The organism is Burkholderia torrens (assembly GCF_984668525.1).
Genome location: NZ_OZ480212.1, coordinates 810,481 through 826,351 on the forward strand (window position 1 = coordinate 810,481; position 15,871 = coordinate 826,351).

At 68.9% G+C, this 15,871-nt stretch carries 17 protein-coding genes; 11 read left to right on the forward strand and 6 right to left on the reverse strand.

Annotation, left to right across the window (positions count from 1 at the left end):
- The first annotated feature begins 30 nt into the window (after positions 1-30).
- The gene (blaPEN-bcc, locus tag AC5LXX_RS19935; protein ID WP_493412804.1) at positions 31-942 is read left to right on the forward strand and encodes a PEN family class A beta-lactamase, Bcc-type; all 912 of its coding nucleotides are present in this window, start codon (positions 31-33) and stop codon (positions 940-942) included.
- Between the two features lie 478 nt (positions 943-1,420).
- Here the strand turns inward: blaPEN-bcc and AC5LXX_RS19940 are convergent, their stop codons facing one another.
- The 4 genes from AC5LXX_RS19940 to AC5LXX_RS19955 form a co-directional block, all read right to left on the reverse strand.
- Positions 1,421-1,621 carry a DUF805 domain-containing protein gene (locus AC5LXX_RS19940; protein ID WP_493412805.1) on the reverse strand — a complete coding sequence of 67 codons (201 nt, stop codon included), beginning with the start codon at positions 1,619-1,621 and terminating at the stop codon, positions 1,421-1,423.
- 496 nt (positions 1,622-2,117) lie between these two features.
- Positions 2,118-2,288, reverse strand: a complete 171-nt coding sequence (locus tag AC5LXX_RS19945) for a hypothetical protein (RefSeq protein WP_493412806.1) — start codon at positions 2,286-2,288, stop codon at positions 2,118-2,120.
- Between the two features lie 184 nt (positions 2,289-2,472).
- A complete protein-coding gene (locus AC5LXX_RS19950; RefSeq protein WP_493412807.1) occupies positions 2,473-3,849 on the reverse strand; it encodes a sensor histidine kinase in 1,377 nt (458 codons plus the stop codon).
- Positions 3,846-4,508, reverse strand: coding sequence for a response regulator (locus AC5LXX_RS19955; RefSeq protein ID WP_493412808.1), 663 nt, complete (start codon positions 4,506-4,508; stop codon positions 3,846-3,848). The genes AC5LXX_RS19950 and AC5LXX_RS19955 overlap by 4 nt, the downstream gene beginning before the upstream one ends.
- 238 nt (positions 4,509-4,746) lie before the next feature.
- Between AC5LXX_RS19955 and AC5LXX_RS19960 the strand changes: the two genes are divergently transcribed.
- The 7 genes from AC5LXX_RS19960 to AC5LXX_RS19990 all read left to right on the forward strand — a co-directional run bounded on the left by AC5LXX_RS19960 (position 4,747) and on the right by AC5LXX_RS19990 (position 11,217).
- Positions 4,747-5,100 carry a YgiW/YdeI family stress tolerance OB fold protein gene (locus AC5LXX_RS19960; RefSeq protein WP_493412809.1) on the forward strand — a complete coding sequence of 118 codons (354 nt, stop codon included), beginning with the start codon at positions 4,747-4,749 and terminating at the stop codon, positions 5,098-5,100.
- 55 nt (positions 5,101-5,155) lie between these two features.
- A complete protein-coding gene (locus AC5LXX_RS19965) occupies positions 5,156-6,016 on the forward strand; it encodes a MurR/RpiR family transcriptional regulator (protein WP_124449540.1) in 861 nt (286 codons plus the stop codon).
- A 56-nt stretch (positions 6,017-6,072) separates the two neighbouring features.
- Positions 6,073-6,498: a GNAT family N-acetyltransferase gene (locus AC5LXX_RS19970; protein ID WP_493412810.1), complete on the forward strand. Its 426-nt coding sequence runs from the start codon at positions 6,073-6,075 to the stop codon at positions 6,496-6,498.
- Positions 6,499-6,682: 184 nt separating this feature from the next.
- Positions 6,683-8,350 (forward strand): ankyrin repeat domain-containing protein, encoded by a 1,668-nt coding sequence (locus AC5LXX_RS19975; RefSeq protein ID WP_493412811.1) that lies wholly within the window; start codon positions 6,683-6,685, stop codon positions 8,348-8,350.
- A gap of 133 nt (positions 8,351-8,483) precedes the next feature.
- Positions 8,484-9,344 (forward strand): isocitrate lyase/PEP mutase family protein, encoded by an 861-nt coding sequence (locus AC5LXX_RS19980; protein ID WP_493412812.1) that lies wholly within the window; start codon positions 8,484-8,486, stop codon positions 9,342-9,344.
- A 335-nt stretch (positions 9,345-9,679) separates the two neighbouring features.
- Positions 9,680-9,946 carry a YodC family protein gene (locus AC5LXX_RS19985; protein WP_011354382.1) on the forward strand — a complete coding sequence of 89 codons (267 nt, stop codon included), beginning with the start codon at positions 9,680-9,682 and terminating at the stop codon, positions 9,944-9,946.
- Between the two features lie 101 nt (positions 9,947-10,047).
- Positions 10,048-11,217 carry a cytochrome P450 gene (locus AC5LXX_RS19990; RefSeq protein ID WP_493412813.1) on the forward strand — a complete coding sequence of 390 codons (1,170 nt, stop codon included), beginning with the start codon at positions 10,048-10,050 and terminating at the stop codon, positions 11,215-11,217.
- A gap of 15 nt (positions 11,218-11,232) precedes the next feature.
- Here AC5LXX_RS19990 and AC5LXX_RS19995 read toward each other — a convergent pair whose 3' ends face one another.
- Together AC5LXX_RS19995 and AC5LXX_RS20000 are read right to left on the reverse strand one after the other, a co-directional pair.
- Positions 11,233-11,559: a superinfection immunity protein gene (locus tag AC5LXX_RS19995; protein ID WP_124449549.1), complete on the reverse strand. Its 327-nt coding sequence runs from the start codon at positions 11,557-11,559 to the stop codon at positions 11,233-11,235.
- A 90-nt stretch (positions 11,560-11,649) separates the two neighbouring features.
- On the reverse strand, positions 11,650-12,069 hold the full coding sequence (locus tag AC5LXX_RS20000) for a rhodanese-like domain-containing protein (protein WP_493412814.1): 420 nt from the start codon (positions 12,067-12,069) through the stop codon (positions 11,650-11,652).
- 113 nt (positions 12,070-12,182) lie between these two features.
- On the opposite strand from AC5LXX_RS20000, the gene ftrA reads away from it, so the two are divergent.
- The 3 genes from ftrA to AC5LXX_RS20015 all read left to right on the forward strand — a co-directional run bounded on the left by ftrA (position 12,183) and on the right by AC5LXX_RS20015 (position 15,837).
- Positions 12,183-13,145, forward strand: a complete 963-nt coding sequence (gene ftrA, locus AC5LXX_RS20005; protein WP_493412815.1) for a transcriptional regulator FtrA — start codon at positions 12,183-12,185, stop codon at positions 13,143-13,145.
- 85 nt (positions 13,146-13,230) lie between these two features.
- Positions 13,231-14,301, forward strand: coding sequence for an NAD(P)H-dependent flavin oxidoreductase (locus AC5LXX_RS20010; protein WP_493412816.1), 1,071 nt, complete (start codon positions 13,231-13,233; stop codon positions 14,299-14,301).
- An 81-nt stretch (positions 14,302-14,382) separates the two neighbouring features.
- A complete protein-coding gene (locus tag AC5LXX_RS20015) occupies positions 14,383-15,837 on the forward strand; it encodes a M20 family metallopeptidase (protein WP_493412817.1) in 1,455 nt (484 codons plus the stop codon).
- The last annotated feature ends 34 nt before the right edge of the window (positions 15,838-15,871 follow it).

Consider the following 15,871-nt stretch of genomic DNA (forward strand, 5'->3'; position numbering starts at 1 on the left):
TCGCCGCCATTCCACCACGAGACAACCGACATGACCTACTCATCGAAACGTCGAACCCTGTTGCTGGCCGCCGCGACGGCGCCGCTCGTACTCACCGTGACCGCGTGCGCGTCGCGGCAGGCCGCGGCGCCGGATGCGGCCAGTCAGGCAGCGGCGGCAGCCGAGGCGGCGCTTGCCGATCTCGAGCGCGACGCCGGCGGCCGTCTCGGCGTGTGCGCGATCGACACCGCGCGCGGCCGCGTCGTCGAACATCGGTCGGGCGAGCGATTCCCGTTCTGCAGTACGTTCAAGGCGATGCTGAGCGCGGCGGTGCTGGCGCAGAGCGTCGATCGCCCGGGCCTGCTGCAACAGCACGTCACGTACACGCAGGCCGACCTCGTCAACTATTCGCCGGTGTCCGGGAAGCATGTCGGCACGGGCATGACGGTCGCCGCGCTGTGCGAGGCCGCGATCCAGTACAGCGACAACTCGGCTGCGAACCTGCTGATGAAGCTGATCGGCGGCCCGTCCGCCGTGACCGCGTTCGCGCGCTCGATCGGCGACGACGCGTTCCGGCTCGATCGATGGGAGACCGAACTGAATACCGCGCTGCCGGGCGACCCGCGCGACACGACGACGCCCGCCGCGATGGCCGCGAGCATGCGCGTGCTCACGCTCGGCGAGGCACTGCCGGCCGCGCAGCGTGCGCAGCTCGTCACCTGGCTGCGCGGCAACAAGGTCGGCGACAAGCGGATTCGTGCGGGCGTGCCGGCCGGGTGGAAGGTCGGCGACAAGACGGGAACCGGCGACTACGGGACGACGAACGATGCCGGCGTCATCTGGCCGGCGTCGGGCGCGCCGATCGTGCTGGTCGTTTACTACACGCAGGCGCAAGTCGATGCACGGGCGAAGGACGACGTGATCGCGTCGGTCGCGCGCATCGTCGCGCAGACGTTCGGTTGAGCGGAGCGGTGCGGCGTGTGTGAAGCGATCCGCATGCACGCCGTGCCGCAGTCGTGACCCGCGTGACCAAACGTTGTGCGATCAACGACTTAGGTCACGCATGCTCAGGATATCCACATGCTTGCCAACAAAAATTGTGGACAAGCCTGCGTGGGGCCGCGTTCGCCATCGCGTGCGCCGCCGTGCCGCGTTTGAAGCGGCGCGTACAAAGTCTTTCGGATCAAGCGCTTGGCCCTGGTATGCGCAGGCTATCCACACGCTTGCCAACACAATCTGTGGACAAGCCGGTTCGCGCGCGCGGAAGGCGCCTGTCACGCCGCAGAGGGGCGAGCGAGCGGCACTTTCCCGGCCGCGTGCCGCATTTGAAGCGGCGCGGACAAAGTCTTACGGATCAAACGCTTGGTCGCGGTATGCGCAGGCTATCCACATGCTTGCCAACAAAATCTGTGGACAAGCCTGGCGGCCGCGGGGGCGACGATCAGGGCTGCCGATCGTCGACGGTGGGCCAGCGCGCGAACGCGAACACCCACAACATGATGAAGTTCAGGATCGGGACGAACATCGTCAGGATCCACCAGCCCGAATGCCCGGTGCGCCGGACGATGCGGACGTACGGATAGACGACGATGGCGACGAGCACGAGCGAGACGAGCAACTGCCACGCGGTGAAGTGTTCCATGGTCTTCCTCGGAGTGATGTGTCGTGGTGCGGCTCGCATGATCTTGATGCGTGACGTGCACGGGCGTCAAGGCGCGGGTAGCGCGTTGCCGTTGCGCCGGATCGTCCGCTTTCGCACACGCTGGCGCCGCGTGTTGCCGAAACGGTGACGCCGCGCATGAATGGCAAGCCGATCAACGGGTTAGCGCATGCATGCGGAGGATATCCACAAGCTTGCCAACACAATCTGTGGGTAAGTGGCGCGGCAGCCGGCCCGCACGCGTGTGGCGCTCGCGGCGTGCATCCGTCGTGGCGTCGTGATGCGAACCGAGGCGAAGCGGGGCGTGCAACGGCCAGCGGCCGGGCCGCGTCTGCATCACGCGTGCCAAAGTCCATCGGATCAAGGGTTTAGCGTCGCGGTGCGCAGGATATCCACAAGCTTGCCAACATTTTCTGTGGAGAAGTCCGCGTTCGCGATGACGGTCGATGCCACGTACTGCCACGTTTCGCACGCGCACTCACGCAGTGCCGATCACGAATTCCGCATCGTCTTTCCACCCGGTGAGAAAGCCGGCTTCGTCCGCAGGGGCGAGCGAGAACACGTTGACGCGCACGACCGGCTCCGCGTCGATCGCAATCTGTTGACGGATCGGAAAGGCCGGTTTCATCGGCTGCGACGGATCGTGCATGACGATTGAATCGGGTGCACGGCCGACCGCGTGCGGTGCATCGCGCACCGGTTTGCCGCCGCCTGGCGCATTTGCCGCGCATGCGCGACAAACGCTTTCCGATCAAGGGCTTGGTGCCGTTAATGGACGGTTGTCCACAAGCTTGCCAACATAATCTGTGGAAAAGCCGCCGGTCACGCGCGCATCAGACCGGTGCGGGAAACCGCACCGTGACGGTCAACCCGCGCCCGCCCTGCGTGGTGCCGAGTGAGACCGTCGCGCGATGCTGTTCGGCGATCCGCTTGACGATCGACAGCCCGAGCCCGCTGCCCGACGACGTGACGGCCTGCGCGCCTTCGCCGCGATAGAAGCGTTCCCACACGTCCGTGCGTTCGGCTTCCGGAATGCCGGGGCCGTCGTCGGCGACTTCGAGCACGGGCGTCGTGCCGTCGACGCGTGCGGACACGTCGACGCGTGAGCCGCTGCCCGCATAGCGGATCGCATTGTCGACGAGGTTGTTCAGCAGCACGCGCAGCGTGTCGACGTTGCCTGCTGCCATTACGGGCGCGGCGACGATCGCGCCGAGATCGATCCCGTGCGCGTCGGCGACGCGTGCGCGGTCCGACACCACCGACCGGCACAGCGCGGCGAGATCGACGGGCGTCGATGCCGACGCGGCCGCCTGCGCATCGGGTTCGAGGCGCGCGAGCGTCAGCAACTGCTCGGCGAGGTGGCCGAGGCGCGTCGTACCCGCCTGGATCTGCGCGAGGATGCGCTCGCGTTCCTCCGCGGTCGCCGCGCGCCGCAGCAGCTGCGACTGGATCGACAGCCCCATGATCGGCGTGCGCAATTCATGCGCGGCATCGGCGATGAAGTGCCGCTGCAACGTGAACGAGCGGTCGAGCCGCGTGAGCAGGTCGTTGATCGCTTCCGCGAGCGGGCGAACCTCGTTCGGCATCGACGCGACGTCGACCGGTTCGAGGTTGTTCGCATTCCTGCGTTTCAGGCCCGATGCGATCGTGCGCAGCGGCCGCAGCCCCGCGCCGATGCCGAACCACAGGCCGATGGCCAGCAGCGGCAGCATCGAGAACACCGGCCACAGCAGGTGCACGGCGATGGCGGCGATCGCTTCCCAGCGCGCGTGCCGCGCCTGCGCGAGCCGGATCGTCGTGCCGCCGCGTTCCGTCACATAGGTGCGCCATGGCTGGCCGCCGACGTCGACGCTCGCGATGCCCTTCTGCGTGGGCGGCGGCAGCTTCGAATCGCGGTCGGTCGAATACACCAGCGAGCCGTTGCGCCAGACCTGCAGCAGCACCGCATCGGGGTCGCTTGCCTCGAAGCCGTGCTTGCCGTTCGCGTGGTCGCTGAACGACAGCTCGCCGTTCGGGCCGACGACGATTTGCCTCGACATGCTGCGCATCTGGTCGTCGAGCAGGTCGTCGAGTTCGCGCAGCGCGCCCCAGTAGGTGCCCGCGCTCGCGACCAGGCCGATCACGCACGCGGCCGGCATCAGCCAGGTCAGCAGGCGCCGCCGCAGCGACGCGTTGCGCCAGTGCGCGATCGCGCGTTGCACGTGCGTCACGTCCCGTCACCGATCCGGTAGCCGACGCCGCGCACCGTGCGGATCATGTCGTGGCCGAGCTTCTTGCGCAGGTTGTGGATGTGCACCTGCACCGCGTTGCTCTCGACTTCCTCGCCCCAGCTGTACAGCCGCTCCTCGAACTGCTCGCGCGAAATCACCGCGCCCGGTTCGCGCATCAGTTCGTGCAGCAGCACGAACTCCTTCGGCGACAGCGGCACTTCGTCGTCGTCGAGCCACACGAGGTGCTTGACGGGATCGAGCCGCAGCGGGCCGATCGCGAGCGTCGTCTGCGCGCGGCCCGCGTGGCGGCGATTGACCGCGCGGATGCGGGCGAGCAGTTCGTCGAGCTCGAACGGCTTGACGAGATAGTCGTCCGCGCCGCTGTCGAGCCCCGCGATGCGGTCGGGCACGCCGTCGCGCGCGGTGATGATGATCGCGGGCAGGTTTTCGTCGCGGCGGCGCAGCGCGGCGAGCACCGACAGGCCGTCGCGGTTCGGCAGCCCGAGATCGAGCAGCAGCAGGCCGTAGCCGGTCGAGCGCAGCGCGAGCGACGCGGCGTCGCCGTCCTTCACCCAGTCGACCGCGAAGCCTTCCTGTTTGAGGCCCTGTTCGAGCCCGCTGCCGATCAGCGGATCGTCCTCGACGAGCAGTACGCGCATGGATTGATGTCTCTTCTCTTCAGCAGGGCGCAGCAACGCCCGGGGTTCCCATGATAAGCACACGCGTCTTAGGCGAAGCTTAAATGCGGGCGCGGCGCGGCGGGCATTTCGTACTCGTCTAATGCGGCACCGTGACGCTTTGGCACACCCTTCAGGTTTGCTTAATCTTACGGTCCGTAATCTGGCGCCGTCGTGCTCAACGGGGCGCGGCGTCACATCGAAGAAGAGGACCGACATCATGAAATACCTGGCCAGAATCCTGGCGGTTGCACTCGCCACGCTGCCCGCCGCCGTCTACGCGCAGTACACCGGGCCGTCCGCGCTGACCACGACGACCGTGAAGGAGCTGCTCGCCAACGGCAAGGACGACCAGCACGTGCAGTTGCAGGGGCGCATCGTCAAGCACGTCGGCGGCGAGGACTACGAGTTCGCCGATGCCACCGGCACGATCCGCGTCGAGATCGACCACAAGCTGTGGGCGGCCGGCCAGCCCGTCAGCGACAAGAACGAAGTGAAGGTGACCGGCGAATTCGAGCGCAAATGGTCGGGCAGCGTGAAGGTCGACGCCGATCACGTCGAAGTGGTGCGCTGACCGGTGCGTGCGGGGCCGGTGATACCATGAACGACCGGTTCCCGTTCCCACCACGATGGCTGCCAATTTCGACGAACTCGCGTCCCGGATCCGGGCGCAATTTTCCGAGCTGAGCCCGCAATTCCAGGCGGGCGCCGCCTTCCTGCTCGATCATCCCGACGAAGTCGCCACGTCGTCGATGCGCAAGGTCGCGCAGCGCGCGCAGGTGCAGCCCGCGTCGCTCGTGCGGTTCGCGCAGCAATTCGGTTTCCCCGGCTGGAACGAGTTGCGCGATCTGTGCGTCGCGCGCGTGCGCACGCGGCCCGAGCCGCTCACGCAGCGCGCGCGCTCGCTCGTGCGGCCCGACGCGAAGGCGTCGCTCGCGCATGACCTGCTCGCCGCGCAGCAGCACAACCTGTCGGCTACCGCCGCACAGAACGAGCACGCGCTCGCGGACGCGGCCAAGTTGATCCGCAAGGCATCGCACGTGCACGTGGCGGGGTTCCGCTCGTGCTATCCGATCGCGTTCGGGTTCGTCTACGGCTACCGGCTGTTCCGCCCGACCGTGTCGCTGCTCAACGGCGTCGCCGGTTCGCTCGAAATGGAGCTGCGGACGATCGCGAAGCAGAGCGTGACCGTGGTCGTCAGCTTCGCACCGTATTCCGCGGAAGCGAAGCGCGTCGCGCAGGCCGCGAAGGCGCAGGGCAGCAAGATCGTCGCGATCACCGACAGCGCGGTCTCGCCGATCGCGCTGAACGCGGACGCGCAACTGATCTTCACGCACGACAGCCCGTCGTTTTTCCCGTCGCTGGTGGCCGCGCATGCGATGGCCGAGGCGCTGGTCGCGCAGTTGCTCGCACTCGAGGGCAGCGATGCGATCGCGGAGCTCGAACGTACCGAAGCGGAACTGCACGCGAAGGGCGCCTACGTCGTCTGACGCGCGCGGCACATGCGGCTTCGGCTCCCCATTCTCGATTCAACCCGACGTAATCGATGACGTTTACCTACGAAGTGACCGATGCGGGCGATGCCGAGGTCCGCAGGCAGATCGTCGCGCCGCTCGTCCGATTCAACGAAAGCCATGCCGGTCCGGCCGAATTCCGGCCGCTGGCAGTGGTCGTGACCGACGCGGCCGGCGCGGTGGTCGGCGGCCTGTGGGGCGGCACGGCGTTCGGCTGGCTGCACGTCGATCTGCTCGTGGTGCCCGAAGCCGCGCGCGGCCAGGGCGTCGGCATGCGCATCATGGATCTGGCCGAAGCGGAGGCCATCGCGCGCGGCTGCCACGGCGCGTGGCTCGACACGTTCGATTTCCAGGCACGGCCGTTCTACGAGAAGCGCGGCTATGTCCGCTTCGGCGAGTTGCCGGACTATCCGGTCGGGCACACGCGCATTTTCCTGACGAAGAGGCTCGCGGGCTGAGTGGCGCCGCCGGCGGCACGATTGACGATGCCGCCGGCCGTCGCCTACGATACCGGGCAGCGATGCAGGTCGCTTCCGGGTCCGCGGAAAGGGTTGAACCCACCTGTCGCAGTCACTCCAGTCTTCCCCCTCCTTTGTGCTGGCGGTATTGCGGACCTTCGGCCATTTATGCACGAGGATCCGCATGAACACGCTGCCTCCCAACGCTCATCCCGATCATCTGAAAAAGCAGGCCAAGGCGTTGTTGCGCCTGTACCGGCAAGGCGACGCGCAGGCTGTCGCCCGCTTCGTCCGGTTTCTCCCCGCCGCCCGGAACCGCACGCACGACGAAGCGCTCGCGCTCGGGTTGCGCCTGCACGACGCACAGTCCTGCATTGCGCGCGAGTACGGTTTCGCGTCGTGGGCCGATCTCGGTGCATTCGTCGAAGCGCAGGCGCTCGCGCGGCAGCAGCGGTCGCTGCTGGTCCGGCGCTGGCTCGGCCTGGCCTACGGCGGCGACGTGACCGGCGGTGGCGACGCGGCGCGGCCGCGCGTCGCCGCGCAGTTGCTGCTCGACCATCCCGATCTCGTGTCGGCCGATCCGGCCATCGCGTGCGCGGCCGGCGATCTCGACGTCGTGAAGGCGGCGCTGGCCGCCGATTCCGGCTGGATCGCGCGTGCCGACGGTGCGTTGAAGCTGCCGCCGCTGGTCGCGGTCACGCATTCGCGGCTCGGGCAGATTCCGGCGTTCGCCGTCAGGCTGCGCGCTTGCGCGCGTCATCTGCTCGACGCGGGCGCCGATCCGAACCAGCGGATCGGCAACCGGTTCCCGCCGGCTTCGCTCGCCGAGCCTGACGAGTCGGCGCCGCTGTCGGCGCTGTATGGCGCCGCGGGCGTCAATCTCGATCCGGCGCTCACGACGATGTTGCTGGAGGCCGGCGCCGACCCGAACGACGGCGAATCGCTGTATCACTCACTGGAGAATCCGGCCTGCACGCGTGTGCTGCTCGAGCATGGCGCGCAGGTGGGCGGCACGAATGCGTTGCGGCGTGCGTTCGACATGCGCGACGCGGATGCGCTCGAGCTGCTACTCGCGCATGGTGGCGACGCGAACGAGCCGCCCGGCGCGGGGCTCGCGCAGACGTGGGGCGCACCGTTGCTGCGCGCGATCGGCGTGCGCTGCTCGGCGCGCCATGTCGCCGCGCTGCTGGCGGCCGGCGCCGATCCCCGTGCATGCACGCCGGCGGGCGTCAGTGCGTACCGGCTGGCCATGCAGGCCGGGTTGACCGACGTCGCGGCGCTGTTGCGCGACGCCGGCGCGGAAGAGGCGCTCAGCGCGGACGACGCGTTCGTGGCGGCCTGCGCGCGCGCCGACGCCGACGACGCGCGGCGCATCCAGGCGCAGCATCCCGAATTGCCGGCGGCGCTGACCGGGGACCGGCTGCGGCAACTGCCGGATGCCGCAGCCTGGGGTTCGCGTGACGCGGTGAAGGTCATGGTCGAGCTGGGCTGGCCGATCGCCGCGCGCGGCGGCGACTGGGACGCGAGCGCGCTCAATCATGCGGTGTTCCGCGGCGATGCCGAGCTGCTGGCGTTCCTGCTCGCGCACGGCGCAAGCTGGCGCGAGCAGCACGGATTCGGGAGCGACGCGCTCGGCACGTTGTCGTGGGCGTCCGTCAACGAACCGGAGGGCGTCGACGTACCGGACTGGGAAGCATGCGCCCGCGTGCTGATCGCACATGGCTTGCCGCAGGCGACGCGTGATCCGTCGCATCCTGACGCCGTGCGGATCGACGGCCGCACGATGCGGTTCTCCGAAGCCGTCACCGACGTGTTGCTCGGCATCGATGGCGAGGCGCCTGCATCGATGTAAGCGAAGGCGGCCGGCAGCGCGCATCCGGCGCCTCGGACTTTTTCCGGTCGCGCGACGACATTTCGGCCATCGCTGAAACGTCGCGTGCACGATCGGCGTAAGCTCACCCGTCATCACCATCCGGGAGTCCACGATGACCCGTTTCGACCTGCAAGCCCGCCACGCCGAAGCTTTCCGATCGCTGCACACGCGCCCCGGCGCGTTCATCATCCCGAACCCGTGGGACGCCGGCACCGCGCGCCTGCTGGCAATGGCCGGTTTCGAGGCGCTCGCCACCACGAGCGCCGGCTACGCATTTTCGAAAGGCCAGCCCGACAACGCGATCGACCGCGACGCGATGCTCGACCATATTGCCGATCTCGTCGCCGCAGGCGGCCTGCCGGTGAGCGCCGATCTCGAGAACGGTTTCGGCGACGCGCCCGGCACGGTGGCGGAAACGATCCGGCTCGCGGCCGAGGCCGGCGCGGTCGGCGGCTCGATCGAGGACGCGACGGGCCGCGCCGATGCGCCGATCTACGCGCGCGACGCGTCGGTCGAGCGCATCGCGGCGGCCGTCGAAGCGGCGCGTGCGTTGCCGTTTCCGTTCACGCTGACCGCGCGCTGCGAAAACTACCTGCACGGCCGCCGCGACCTCGACGACACGATCGCACGGCTCGTCGCCTATCGCGACGCGGGCGCCGACGTGCTGTATGCGCCGGGCATCACCGATGCCGGCGAAATCGCGGCCGTGACACGGGCGGTTGGCGCGCCCGTGAACGTCGTGATGGGGTTGCAGGGCGGGCTGCTGAGCCTGGACGAGCTGGCGGCGCTCGGCGTGAAGCGCGTCAGCGTCGGCGGCGCGCTGGCGCGGGCCGCGCTCGGCGCGTTCCTGCGCGCCGCGACCGAGATGGCGCGCGACGGCACGTTCACGTTCACGCAGGCGGCCGTGCCGGGGCGCGACATCAACCGCTGGTTTGCGGCACCCGATAATTCGCCGATTCAGTTCGGGGAATGATCGTCAATAAAACGTGGGATCGTTTCCAATGAAAACGTTGATTGACAATAATCAATCTATTTCACATCTGAATTAATCGCCGGTGACGGCGCGAAAACCATCGTCTATTCCCCGCATTTTCCCCGTTTGACCCGATCCTCCGCGCAAACCGCACCGGATCGGGCGGGCGGCGGTCCGCCGTGCGTGCCGATGCCGCGCATCGTTGCATTTTCCCGAGCGATGCTTTTTTGATTTTGGCAGTTGCTGTCGGGTTTTTTGATTGATAATCTGCGGCACATTCAAATGACCGGTCGGCGGGCCGCCGGGAATATCAATATATAAAATCCGAGAGAGCGATGACGAACCGAGAAAATCAGCGCGTCAGGTTTCGTGTCGGCGATGTCGTGACGCTGAAAACCGGCGGGCCGCGCATGACCGTCACCTATGCGGGGCCGGTCGTGTTCGACGACGGCGACTGGCTGATCTGCCAGTGGTTCGACGAAAACGGCGAATTCCGGCAGGAAATGTTTCCTCATGACACGGTGGTGCCCGAGCCGCGGGCGATTTCGGCCGGGCGCGTCCGGATGCGCATGCAGTCGCACCGCTATCGGTCGGCCGCCTGACGGTTGCCTGTTGTTGCGATGCCGCGACTCGCGGCGCCCGCGCAGCGACATTTCACGCGAACCCGAAACATGCGGCGATGCACTGCATCGATACTGAGCGCATGAACCCGACCGATCCCATTGCAGCGGTGACGCACCGCGATCCCTATCCCTACTACGCGACGCTCGTCGACGGGCCGCCGCTCGCGTTCGATGCCACGCTCGGCCTGTGGGTCGCGAGCCGCGCGTCGGCCGTGACGGCCGTGCTCGGCCATCCGGCGTGCCGCGTTCGCCCGCTGGACACGCCCGTGCCGCCCGCATTGCGCGGCACGACGGCCGGCGCGCTGTTCGGCGAGTTGGTGCGCATGAACGACGGCGCATTGCGGCACGACGTGCCGAAGCAGGCGCTGCGCACGGCGTTCGCGCCGATCGACACGGATGCGCTGCACGATCGCGCGGCGCAGCTTGCCGCGCGACGGTTGCCGGCGCCGGGCGATGCCGCCGCGCTGAATACGTGGTGCATGACCGTGCCCGTCTGCGCGGTTGCCGATCTGCTCGGCTTCGACGAAGCGCAGCTCGACGAAGTCGCGGCGCGGGTTGTCGACTTCGTCGCCGCGCTGTCGCCGTTGTCGGATGCAGAGGCGTTGGCTCGAGCGAGCGAAGGCGCACGGCAATTGCTCGACCGGATGACCGAGCGCGTCGCACGGACGCATGCGCACGACGGCACGCTCGTCGCCGCCGTGCAGCAGGCGGCGCGCGCGTCGGGCTGGCAGGCGAGCGGCGGGCTGGTCGCGAATCTCGTCGGCTTGCTGTCGCAGACGTGCGAAGCGACGGCCGCGTGGCTCGGCAACGCGCTGGTGGCCTGGAACGGGGACGCCCACGCCGGGCGCACCGTGCCGGACGCCCCCGCGCTCGACGCATTCGTCGCCGAAGTCGGGCGCTTCGATTCGCCGGTGCAGAACACGCGCCGCTTCGTCGCGGCGCGCACGACGATCGAAGGCGTGACCGTCGAAGCCGGCGACGCGATCCTCGTCGTGCTCGCTGCAGCGAACCGCGACCCGGCCGTGCACCGCGAACCGCACCGGCTGACGCCCGGCCGCGCGGCGGGGCCGAATTTCGGTTTCGGCACGGGGCCGCATGGCTGCCCGGGCGAGCGGATCGCGCGGGCGGTGACGGCAGGGGCGTTCGGGGCGTGCTTGCGCGCAGGCGGCTGGCCGCCGCACGAGGGACTGAACTGGAATTACCGCGCGTCGACCAACGTCAGGATGCCGAAGTTCGACGCGGCACGGTGAAGGGGAAAAAGGGACTTAACGGCAGCCTTGCTTCTCGGCCCATTGCTCCTGGGCGGCGACCCGGCGTTGCACGCGTTCGACGAGGCCGGTCGAGAAGGTCCGCATGCTGATGCCGCGGCGCTTCGCGAGGATCGCCTGCGCGACGTCGGTGCGCGGGTTCGGCTGGCAGGCCCAGTACAGCGTCATCAGCCAGCCGATGCCGGTCCACGCGAACAGCGCGTTGAACATCGCGATCGTCAGCTTGTCGTGCCGGCCGCGCCTGTCGGCAATCACGGCCGGCAGAAAATAGATCGCGATCGCGGCGACTGAACCGGCCACTTGAATCAGGACTTCATCATGCATGGTGCTGCTCCGTCCGAACTGCAATGTGGCTGATTGTCGCGCTTTTTCCGTTCGCGTGCCGGCAATTGATTGTTGCGCTTTTAATGACGATCAGCCGGCTTCGGCGTCCATCGGCTGCACTTCATTGCTCAACGCGAATCCTTCGTCGAGCCAGCCGGTCATGCCGCCGATCATCAGCTTGACGGGCCGGCCGAGGCGCGCGAGCCGGATCGCCGCGCGTGCGGCACCGTTGCAGTGCGGGCCCGCGCAGTACACGACGAACAGCGTGCCGGCCGGATAACCGGCGAGCTTGCTCTCGATGATCTTGCGGTGCGGCAGGTTGCGTGCGCCGGGCACATGGCCGGCGGCGAACTGGTCGGGGCCGCGCACGTCGAGCAGGACGAAATCGGGCGCGCCCGACGCGAACGCGTCGTGCACGTCCCAGCAATCGGTCTCGAATCGCAGCGAGGCCTCGAAATGCGCGAGGGCGGCGGGGCTGTCGGCAGCGGGCACGTCGGTGACGTAGGACATGGGCAGGTTCTCCGGGTCGAACGGCGCGGAACGCGCCGGGATGAAGGGCAGTATCGCGGTTCGGCCGGTTTTGCGGCAGTGGCGCGATCGACAAGTTCCGGTAACATCGCGCCATGCACAATCATCTCGTCGTCGCGCTCGCCTACGATCGCCTCTGCACGTTCGAATTCGGCTGCGTGGTCGAACTGTTCGCGCTCGAGCGCCCCGAGCTCGGCGTCGACTGGTATCGCTTCGCGGTATGCGCCAGCGAGCCGGGGCCCGTGCGCGCCGCGGGCGGCATCACGGTCGCCGCGCCGTACCGGCTCGCGACGCTCGATCGCGCGGACACCATCGTGATTCCCGGCTGGCGCGATCCGGACGAACTGCCGCCCGAGCCGTTGCTGAAGAAGCTGCGGGCCGCGCATCGACGCGGCGCGCGGCTCTGCTCGATCTGTTCGGGCGTGTTCGTGCTTGCGGCGGCCGGCGTGCTCGACGGGCTCACGGTGACGACGCACTGGCGCTACGCGGAACGCCTGCAGGCGCGCTATCCGGCGCTGCGCGTGAATCCCGATGCGTTGTATGTCGACGAAGGGCAGATCGTCACGTCGGCCGGTTCGGCGGCGGGGCTGGACATGCTGCTGCATCTGGTGCGCCGCGATCACGGCGGCGCGATCGCGAACCGTGTCGCGCAGCGCCTCGTGCTGCCGCCGCACCGCGACGGCGGGCAGGCGCAGTTCGTGCCGCGTCCGGTCGCGCCGGGCGGCACCGACCGGCTCGCGAAGCTGATCGACTGGATGCGCGCGCATGCGGCCGAGCCGCACACGCTGGCGTCGCTCGCCGCGCAGGCCGCGATGAGCACGCGCACGCTGCAGCGACAGTTCGCGGATGCGACGGGGATGTCGCCGCTCACGTGGCTGATCCGCGAGCGCGTGAACGTCGCGAAGGACATGCTCGAGGCGCAGCCCGCGCTGTCGCTCGCGCAGGTCGCGGCGCGCGCGGGATTCGGCTCGGAGGAATCGCTGCGCCGGCACTTCCGGCGCGTCGCGGCGACGAGCCCGGCCGCGTACCGGCGCGGGATGGATCGCGGCGGAAGCTAGCGCGCACCGGGTGGATCGGTTCGCGCGCGACGATGACAAGAACGACCAACGTGGCGACGGCCACGCATTCCGAACAGGGATTCCGATGACGACACTGCCTTCCCGTTTGCCGCTGATCCAGGCCCCGATGGTCGGCTCGCTGAGCCCGCTCGCGATCGCCGTGTGCGAAGCCGGCGGGCTCGGTTCGCTCGCATGCGCGGCGCTCGGCCCGCAGCAGTTGCGCGACGAGATCGCGGCGATCCGTGCACGCACGCCCGCGCCGTTCAACGTGAACTTCTTCTGTCATGCGCCGCCCGCGCCCGACGCCGAGGTCGACGGGCGCTGGCGCGCGGCGCTCGCCGGCTACTACGCGGAAGCCGGGCTCGATCCGGGCGGCATGAAGGGCGGCCCCGGCCGCGCGCCGTTCGACGACGCGATGTGTGCGGTCGTCGAGGAACTGCGGCCGGCCGTCGTGAGTTTCCATTTCGGGCTGCCGGACGACACGCTGCTCGAGCGCGTGCGACGCACGGGCGCGCAGGTCATTTCGTCCGCGACGACCGTCGAGGAAGCGCGCTGGCTCGATGCGCGCGGCGTCGACGCGATCGTCGCGCAGGGCGCGGAGGCCGGCGGCCATCGCGGGATGTTCCTGACCGACGACATTCATGCGCAACCGGGCCTGTTCGCGTTGTTGCCGCAGATCGTCGACGCGGTGCGCGCGCCGGTGATCGCGGCCGGCGCGATCGCCGACGGGCGCGGCATCGCGGCCGCGTTCGCGCTCGGCGCACGCGCGGTGCAGATCGGCACCGGCTACCTGCTGACGCCGCAGGCCGGCCGCTCCGCGCAGCATCGTGCGGCCGTGCGTGCCGCACGCGACGACGGCACGCGCATGACCAACCTGTACACGGGCCGCCCCGCGCGCGGGCTGCTGACGCGTTTCATGCGCGAGCAGGGGCCGATGAGTGCGCTCGCGCCCGCGTTCCCGCTCGCGACGGCCGCGGTCGATCCGCTGCGCGGCGCGTTCGAGCGGCAGGGCCGCGATGATTTCTCGCTGCTGTGGTCGGGCGAGGCCGCGGCGCTCGCACGCGAGGAGGATGCGGGGGCACTGACGCGGCGCCTGTGGGACGACGCGCTGGCCTGCGCGGCAGGGCTGCGCGACGCGTTCCCGAAGGTCGTCTGAACGGCCAGGAAGGGGGCGCCGGCGGGGGAGCATCGGCGTATGATCTGGGTTTTCGTCAGCCCGATCCAGGCACCCCCCACCATGACTTCCGTCGACACTACCCCCGTCCTCGACCATGACAAGCTCGTTACCTTCATCGAGCGCAAGTGGAACGATGAAATCCTCCACGCCCTGACCGACTACATCACGATTCCCGCGAAGAGCCCCGCATTCGACCCCGACTGGGCGAAGCGCGGCTACCTCGAGCGCGTCGTCACCGACGCCGCGCAGTGGGCCGAGCGGCAACCCGTGAAGGGCCTGAAGCTCGAGATCGTGCGCCTTCCGGGCCGCACGCCGGTGATCTTCTTCGAGACGCCCGCCACGCGCTCGGGCAGCACCGACACGATCCTGCTGTATGGCCACCTCGACAAGCAGCCCGAATTCGACGGCTGGCGCGCGGATCTCGGCCCGTGGACGCCGAAATTCGAGAACGGCAAGCTGTACGGCCGCGGCGGCGCGGACGACGGCTATGCGATCTACGCGAGCCTCGCGGCGCTCGGCGCGCTCGACGAGCAGGGCATCGAGCGGCCGCGCTGCGTCGGCCTGATCGAGACCTGCGAGGAGTCGGGCAGCTACGACCTGCTGCCGTACGTCGACGCGCTGCGCGACCGGCTCGGCCAGGTGTCGCTCGTCGTCTGCCTCGATTCGGGCGCCGGCAACTACGACCAGATGTGGCTTACCACGTCGCTGCGCGGCCTCGTGTCGGGCGACCTGCAGGTCGAGGTGCTGGAAGAAGGCATCCATTCGGGCGTCTACGGCGGCATCGCGCCGTCGAGCTTCCGCGTGATGCGCCAGCTGTTCGAACGTCTCGAAGATGCGAAGAACGGCAACCTGTTGCCGGGCGTGTTCCATTGCGAGATTCCGTCGAGCCGCGTGCGCGAAGCCGAGGCAGCCGCCGCGATTCTCGGCGACATGGTGTGGAAGGGGCTGCCGTGGGCATGCGGTGCGGACGGCAAGCCCGTGCTGCCGACCACGACCGATCCGCGCGAGGCGCTGCTGAACTCGACGTGGCGTCCGTCGCTGTCGGTCACGGGCGCGGCCGGCATGCCGGCGCTCGCCGATGCCGGCAACGTGCTGCGCCCGCGCACCGCGTTCAAGCTGTCGCTGCGCCTGCCGCCGCTCGTCGACGCCGTGCAGGCCGTGCAGCAGTTGAAGGAACTGCTCGAACTCGATCCGCCGTACAACGCGAAGGTCACGTTCAAGCCGGACGCAGGTGCCGCGACGGGCTGGAGCGCGCCCGATCTCGCGCCGTGGCTCGCATCGTCGCTCGACGCCGCGTCGCGCCGCCACTTCGGCGCCGACTGCGCGTACATGGGCCTCGGCGGCACGATCCCGCTGATGAACGTGCTGCAGGAAGGCTTCCCCGCAGCGCAGTTCATGGTGTGCGGCGTGCTCGGGCCGAAGTCGAACGCGCACGGCCCGAACGAGTTCCTGCACGTGCCGTACGCGAAGAAGCTGACCGCGGCGGTTGCCGACGTGATCGCGACCGCGCGCTGATCGTCGCTACGCCTGAAGTACCGATTGCCCGACC